At 61.4% G+C, this 7395-nt stretch carries 5 protein-coding genes and 1 pseudogene; 3 read left to right on the plus strand and 3 right to left on the minus strand.

Annotated elements, in window-relative coordinates:
• Positions 1–227 precede the first annotated feature (227 nt).
• On the minus strand, positions 228–1454 hold the full coding sequence (sstT, locus tag ACR0K1_RS25115; RefSeq protein ID WP_480852264.1) for a serine/threonine transporter SstT: 1227 nt from the start codon (positions 1452–1454) through the stop codon (positions 228–230).
• A gap of 300 nt (positions 1455–1754) precedes the next feature.
• Between sstT and ACR0K1_RS25120 the strand changes: the two genes are divergently transcribed.
• The gene (locus ACR0K1_RS25120) at positions 1755–2699 is read left to right on the plus strand and encodes a class I SAM-dependent methyltransferase (RefSeq protein WP_480852265.1); all 945 of its coding nucleotides are present in this window, start codon (positions 1755–1757) and stop codon (positions 2697–2699) included.
• 196 nt (positions 2700–2895) lie between these two features.
• Complete coding sequence (locus tag ACR0K1_RS25125; protein WP_480852266.1) at positions 2896–4002, plus strand: calcium:cation antiporter; 1107 nt, start codon at positions 2896–2898, stop codon at positions 4000–4002.
• A 57-nt stretch (positions 4003–4059) separates the two neighbouring features.
• On the opposite strand, the gene ACR0K1_RS25130 is transcribed toward ACR0K1_RS25125, so the two are convergent.
• Positions 4060–4677 (minus strand): response regulator transcription factor, encoded by a 618-nt coding sequence (locus tag ACR0K1_RS25130; RefSeq protein WP_480617631.1) that lies wholly within the window; start codon positions 4675–4677, stop codon positions 4060–4062.
• Positions 4674–7064: a sensor histidine kinase gene (locus ACR0K1_RS25135; RefSeq protein ID WP_480852267.1), complete on the minus strand. Its 2391-nt coding sequence runs from the start codon at positions 7062–7064 to the stop codon at positions 4674–4676. The genes ACR0K1_RS25130 and ACR0K1_RS25135 overlap by 4 nt, the downstream gene beginning before the upstream one ends.
• Before the next feature lie 126 nt (positions 7065–7190).
• Here ACR0K1_RS25135 and ACR0K1_RS25140 point away from each other — a divergent pair.
• A pseudogene (locus ACR0K1_RS25140) lies at positions 7191–7395 on the plus strand (hypothetical protein); the annotation flags it as partial.

The raw sequence follows: 7395 nt of genomic DNA on the forward strand, positions 1-7395 counted from the left end.
GAAATCATGAGCTGGCTTTCGACTTGATACGACCGACGAGTCATTCACTCGTTAATTCCGAAAGCGTCAATGGCCGAAAGTTTGCAACGGATCCCGGGCTGCCAGCCGCCAAAGCGACTGCTGGCCTAAACTCAGTGGTTCGCGCCCGTTGATAAACAACGGGCGCAAAGGGGAGCCGCATCAGATCCGATTGCGAAAAAAACCCGCATCGGATCTGATCGGCGCTATCAGGCGACCTGTTCCAGCGGCAGTTTGTGCGGATATGGGTCGCCGCGTTTGTGGGAACCGGCGGCGGTGAACAGGACATCCGTGGACGAGTTCAGGCCGGTTTCCGCGGAATCCTGCAGGACGCCGACGATGAAGCCGATGCTGACGACCTGCATGGCGGTCGCGTTGTCGATACCGAACAGGCTGGCTGCCATCGGGATCAGCAGGAGCGAACCTCCGGCCACACCGGACGCGCCGGTGGCGGCGATGGCGGCAATCACGCTCAGCAACAGCGCGGAGAGGAAATCAGCTTCGATCCCGACCGTGTGCACCGCTGCCAGCGTCATCACCGTAATGGTAATGGCGGCACCGGCCATGTTGATCGTGGCCCCGATCGGGATGGTGACGGAATAGGTTTCCTCATCCAGATTCATCCGCCGGCAGAGCTCCATGTTGACCGGGATATTGGCGGCGGAACTGCGCATGAAGAACGCCGTGATGCCGGATTCCTTCAGGCAGGTGAAGACCAGCGGATAGGGGTTCTGACCGATGCGCAGGAACACAATCAGCGGGTTCACGACAAGGGCCATCACCGCCATGCAGCCCAGCAGAAGCGCCAGCAGGTTGCCGTAGCTGATCAGCGTGGCAAACCCGGTTTCGGCGATGGTTGCGGCGACGATGCCGAAAATGCCGATGGGGGCCACACGGATGATGGCCGAGACGATCTTTGTGATCGCGCCGTCCAGATCGGACATCAGCGCCTTGGTCGTGTCGCTGGCGTGGCGAAAGACCAACCCCAGACCGATGGCCCATGCCAGAATGCCGATATAGTTGGCCTGCGCGATGGCGTTGACCGGGTTGTCGACGATTTTCAGCAGAATGTTTTTGACCACGTCGCCCAGACCATCGGGGGCGGCCATTGCCTCGGCCGTTCCGGTCAGGTGCAGCGTGACCGGGAACAGGAAACTGGCCGCGACGGCCAGCACGGCGGCGGCAAATGTGCCGATGATGTACAACATGACAACCGGGCCCATCCGGGCCTCGCTGTCCTTTTTGTGGTTGGTGATCGCGGCGCAGACCAGGATCAGCACCAGGACGGGGGCGACGGCTTTCAGCGCGTCGACAAAGAAATCACCCAGCAGACCGACGGCCATTCCGGCCTGCGGCCACACCGTTGCAAGCACGACGCCCGCAACAAGACCGACGATGATCTGGGTCACCAGACTTCCCTTTAGTATGAAATTCATCGGAGTCACCCTTATGGATTGGGGCCCGAGGCCGCTTGATGGTGCAGCCAGCCGAGCCCAGTTGGCGTGAAAACTGCCCGGTATTTGGGCGGTCTGCCTAAATTTTCAACACTTTGTGAAAAATGAGCTGAGGCCGGCGTGGAACAACAGGGGCAGAGCGCCCGTCACCAAACCGTGATATTGGCCGATCACACCCTGAATCTTAACGGTCTTTAAGTTTCGGGAAACCCGGACGTCATCCCGGCTTGCCATCTGAGGTTCAACGAAACCGGATTTTCACCGAACGGACGAGGGTGCCAGATGTATGACGAAGCTCTGAACCAGATCGGGCGCCCGGCCCACATCTCAAGACCCGAGCTGATAGATGCCGGGTTGCGGGCCGCAAACCTCGGGCTGCGCGATCAGGTGAAACTGTGGGAGCGTCACACGGATGAAAAAGCCGATGTGGCGCGTGATCTGATGCGCGGGGTCAAAGCGCTGATGCGGGAAGGCGCGCCAGATCAGCGGTTGCGGACGCTTTCCATCGGATCAAGCGAGGAGCCGCAGTTTCAGCTGCTGCATGCGCTGTCCGATGGCGGGCTGTGGCTGTACGATTGCGACAGCGCGGCGTTGGAGGCCGTGAAGACGCGCGTTGAGCGGACCTTGCTGAACGATGTGCATCTGGTGCAGGGCGATTACCTTCGGGATTTCCACTCGGACCGGGCCGCCGACGCAACACTGCAGGACCGGCTGGGCGGGGTGCAGTTCGATCTGGTGACCCTTCACCACGCGCTTTATTATTCCCGCCCCGAGGGCTGGCCGGATCTGGTGCGCGCCCTTTGCCATCAGGTCCTCAGCGCGCCGGGCAGACTGCATCTGGCCCTGATGTCCTCATCGACCAAGCGCCCGTATTCGACAACCTGGCTGTACAACCGGTTCGCGGAAAAGTTCTGCGGAACCCGCAACACGCAGAACCTGCTGGGCCTGCCCGCGCGGGTCAACGCGCGGTCCGAGGGCGGGGAGTTGTACTTTTCCGCCCGAAGCAGCGCGGTCCGCTGCCGCCCCGAGCGTTTCGAGGACCTGATGGCGGTTGTCTGGATGATTATGCTGTACCCGCAGGTTCATGATTTCAGCACCGATGAGCGGGTCGAGATCACCGAATTTGTGTTGGAGGAGTTCTGGCTGCCCGGGCGCGACCTTGTGCAGATGCAGGATTACGTGACCATCACCAAGTCTCGGGCCACCCGGCAACCCGGGGTGGGGTGATCGGGCGGCAGCCTGACTGCGTTGCACGCGCGCCGTGGTCTCAGGTTTGGCTGGATAGGGCCGCCCAACCCGGATATGCTGCGCGTAACATTTGATCGGCAAAGGCAATTTCACCCTACGCGACAACGGCACTCCGAAACTTAGACCAAAATTGTGACCCATGGCAGATCAGCCAGAAAAATCGAAACCCGGCCTGTTGAGCCTTACCCGTGCTGAACTGCCCACCGCGTTGATCATCGTGACGCTGGGCATATTCCAGTTCGGTGCGGATGGCTTGCTATACGATCTTCAAAGCCTCTGGCTGGCGGGGCTGCTTTTTGTCTTGATTTTCACGGTGATGATGTGGGCCTGTTTCGCCGTTGTCCGGCACGCTGATGCGCTGGCCGAGTTGCTGGGGGAACCCTTTGGCACTTTGATCCTGACGCTGGCGGTGATCGGGATCGAGGTGTCGCTGATTGCGGCTATCATGCTGACGGGGGAGGCCGCGCCGACGCTGGCGCGCGACACCATGTTTGCGGTGCTGATGATCGTGCTGAACGGTCTGGTCGGGCTGGCCCTGCTGATCGGCGCGCTGCGCCATCGCGAGCAGGATTACAACCTGCAAGGGGCGCGCGCGTTCATGGCGGTTCTGCTTCCGCTTGCGGTGCTCAGCCTGATCCTGCCGAAATTCACGGTGTCGACCGATGACCCGACCTTTTCCGTCCCGCAGGCGGTGTTCTTCGGGATTATCATCGTCCTGCTCTATGCCGCGTTCCTGACCGTTCAGACTATGCGGCATCAGGGGTATTTCCTGCAGCCCAAACGCGCGGATGAGGTCGAACATGCCGAGGATCACGGCCATGGCCCGGTCTATTCGGTTGGCTACCACACGCTTTTGCTGCTTCTGACGCTGGTTCCGATTGTTCTGCTGTCCAAGCGCATGGCCAAGCTTGTGGATGTCGGTATCGTTCAGGCCGGGGCACCGCTGGCCCTTGGCGGTGTGGTCATCGCCCTTCTGGTTCTGACCCCCGAAGGGCTGGCGGCGCTGGCCGCGGCCCGCGCCAATCACCTGCAGCGCTCGGTCAATCTGCTTCTGGGCTCGGCGCTGGCGACGATCGGGCTGACGGTTCCCTGCGTGCTGGCCATAAGCCTTCTGACCGAGACCAACACGGTGCTTGGTCTGAGCGACAGTTCGATGGTTCTGCTGCTGCTCACCCTTGTCATGAGCCTTATGACCTTTGGCGGGGTGCGAACGAACGTGCTGAACGGGGCCGTGCATTGTGTGTTGTTCATCGTCTTCGTGGTGCTGATTTTCAGCCCCTGAGGGCGGCGTGGGTCGTCATCTGAGCCCGGCCCGGATCGCGATCTGTCGGGTCAGGGCTCACTGCATCTGCGCGAACAGTTCGTAAAGCTCGATAGTGGTTTTCACCCCGACCTTCTGCTGAATGCGACCGCGATGGATTTCGACTGTGCGCGGGCTAATGCCCAGCTCTGCAGCGATTTCCTTGCTCGAAGTGCGGGCAGGGTGGGTCAGGATGTGGTGCAGCACCTGTTCCTCGCGCTCGGTCAGCAGGCTGCGCTTGTCCGCCAGTTCCTGCCGCCGCGCCTTTTGCGCCCGCAGGTCGGCACCGACGTTCCATGCGGCCTCGATCCGTTCGATCAGGACGGTCAGGTCAAACGGCTTTTCCAGAAAATCAATCGCGCCGGCCTTGGTGGCCCGTACGGATTCAGGAATGCCGCCATGGCCCGAGATGAAAATGATCGGCAGGGTCGAGTTCATTCGGACCAGATGATCCTGCAACTCCAGCCCGTCCATGCCGGGCATGCCGTAATCCAGGATCAGACAGCCTGCGGTATCCTCTCCGACCTGAGCCAGAAATGTCCGGGCGTCGGGGAAATGCGCAACACTCATGCCGCGCTTGCCAAGCGAGCGGGACAGGGCGATGCGCACATCGTCGTCGTCATCGACAATAAAGACGGTGAGCGGTTCCGGGGTCATGATGCACCCTCTGCCGGTCGGTCGCTGCGGCGCAGGGTGAAACAGAACCGCGCACCGGATGTGTCGGTCGGGTCGTGCCAGATGGTGCCGCCATTGTTTTTGACAATGGTCCGGCAGATCGAAAGACCGAGACCCATTCCGTCGGTCTTTTGGGTATCGAAGGTGTTGAACAGGGTCACTTCCGGGCTGACGCCGGGCCCGTTATCGGCGACCTGAACCTCGACAAATTCCGGCGTGATCTGCGTGGTGATGGTGATCCGGCCCGCCTCGGACGGGTCACGGGCCAGCGCATCGATGGCGTTGCGCAGCAGGTTGACCAGCACCTGCGCGATCTGCGTTCTGTTGCCGATCACCTGCGGCAGGGTCGCCTCGTGATAGGCGAGCGTTATGTCGTTTTCCCGGGCCTCGGTCTCCATCAACGTGACGGTCTGCCGGATCAGTCCGCCAAGTTCGAACGCGGTCTGCCGACCGCGATCCTTGCGCACCACTTCGCGCAGGGCGCGGATGATATCGCCCGCCCGGCGCGACTGCCGGTCGATATCGGTGAGGATCTGGGTCAGTTCGGGGTCGGGGTCGCCGATTTCCTCAAGCGTGATCTTGGCCGCATCCACATTGTAGGAAATCGCGCTGAGCGGCTGGTTCAACTCATGCGCCAGCCCCGATGCCATCTCGCCCATCAGGTTCACCCGCGCCACATGGGACAGATCGCGGCTGAGGCGGCTGGCCTCATCCTCAGCCTGTTTGCGGTCGCTCACGTCATCGACAATGGCAACCGCGTGATCGGGTATGCCTTTTTCGTCGCGGATCAGGATCGCGTTCACCCGCAGCCAGATGGATGAGCCGTCCTTGCGGATAAACTGGTTCTCGGCGATGAATTCGGAATCCTGCAGCAGAGTTTCGCGAAATTTCACCGCGATCTGCTGGCCATCTTCGGGCAGGATATCGGCCAGCGTCATCGTTTCGAACTCAACCGGCTGATATCCCATGATGTCGCAAAGCTGCGCGTTCACCCGCTGGAACCGGCCGGTTTCCGGCGATATCTGCGCCATCCCGCGCGAGGCCAGATCGAAAGTGCGCCCATAGGCGGTTTCGAACCGCTGCCGCTGCCGCACCTCCTGCGCCAGCGCCGCGCCGGTATCTTCCAGTTCTCGATAGGGGCTGTGCAGGCGTTCCTCGGGCGTGATCTCACCGCTGGACAGGCGCTGGGTCTGGCTGGCGAAACTGCGCACCGGGGCATAGATGCGGTCGGCCAGCGCCAGACCGAAGGCCCCGGTCAGGATGGCAATGGACAGGGCGATCCAGATGCCCTGCACCCGGTTCTTCTTGATCTCGCCGATAAAGCTGTCTTCGGCGGCGTAAAGCCCGATCAGCCAGTTCAGGCCGGGTTCGGACACGTCGATCAGCATGGCGACATAGTCCTGACCACCCAGTTCGAAATCCGTATGCACCGGGCCTGCGACCTCGGCCCTGCCGGTCTGCGCCAGCGCGGCAAAGGCCTGACGCGCCAGAGGGTCATCGATCTGGTCCACCATGGGCAGTTCCGGGTTGTCGAAATCCGCGTTCTGGTCGATCAACACCAGCGTCGGATGCGCCAGGACCGAGCCATCGTCGTTGAGCACCAGCGCCGCGCCGCGCCGCTCAGACCAGATGTCCAGCAGAAAGCCGGACAGCGCATCGATTTGAATGTCGACGCCCAGGATGGCGCGGATCTCTCCGGCCTCATCCAGCACCGGCACGCCATAGGTGATGCCCGGCTGGCGGGTGGTGTAGAAGAAATAGGGCTGGGTCCAGATCGGCGCTTTCGCCCGGCTCACCATCCTGAACCACGGGCGCGAGCGGGCCTCATAGGTGTCGGTCCGGGTTTCGGCGGTTTCCAGCAGGGTGAACCGGTCGTTGCGCCATTGGAAATCAGCAGGGTGTTCGGTGATCCCGGGCGCAAAGGGCGGGATAACCTTTGTGCGATAGCGCCCGGGCTCTGCGGCGCGCATGACATAGACAAAACGCCCGGTGTCGTCGGCCAGATAAATCCCGGCCAGCTGCGGGGCTACCTGCAATTGCTGGAAGAAATGGCTTTCCAGCGCCGCGATGTCGTTGATGTCCAGCACGTCGTTTTCCGCCAGCCGCCGCGTGGCGTCCAGCACTTGCCGGGCGGGGTTCAGAAAGCTTTTGACCTGACCGATGACATTCACGCTGACCTCGTTCAGCGAGATGCGCGATTGCCGCAGCAGCGCGTTTTCCGAACTGACGAAAGTCGACAGCGTCACCGACAGCACGGCCACAAACTGCAACCCGGCCAGACACAGGGCCAGCGTCGCGCGCAGCGATCTGCGCCTGCGGGCGGGCTCGGCCTGATCCCGGCGGAATTCCTGTTGCGCTGCGGTGTCCAATTCTTTCGTCCAGAGGGTCTTGGCGGGCGGGCCGGATCATGATGCCCGCCCCATACCCGCAAGCCTATACGTAATCTACCGTATAGACACACCTTGTTTGGTTTCGCTTTGATCTTCGGCATCTGGGTGGCTGATTCCAAAACCGTGTTTTGGATCGATCAGGCATTCTCAAAAGGATCAAAAAAGACTGACAACAGGAGTGTCAAAGTGCTCAATAAATCTTCAATCACAGCGGCCGTAGCCGCCGCCTTTTTTGCGCCTGCGGCGTATTCTGAGGAGTTCATCACGATTGGGACGGGTGGTGTAACGGGTGTTTATTATCCGACGGGCG

This window comes from Ruegeria sp. F5, assembly GCF_056533845.1.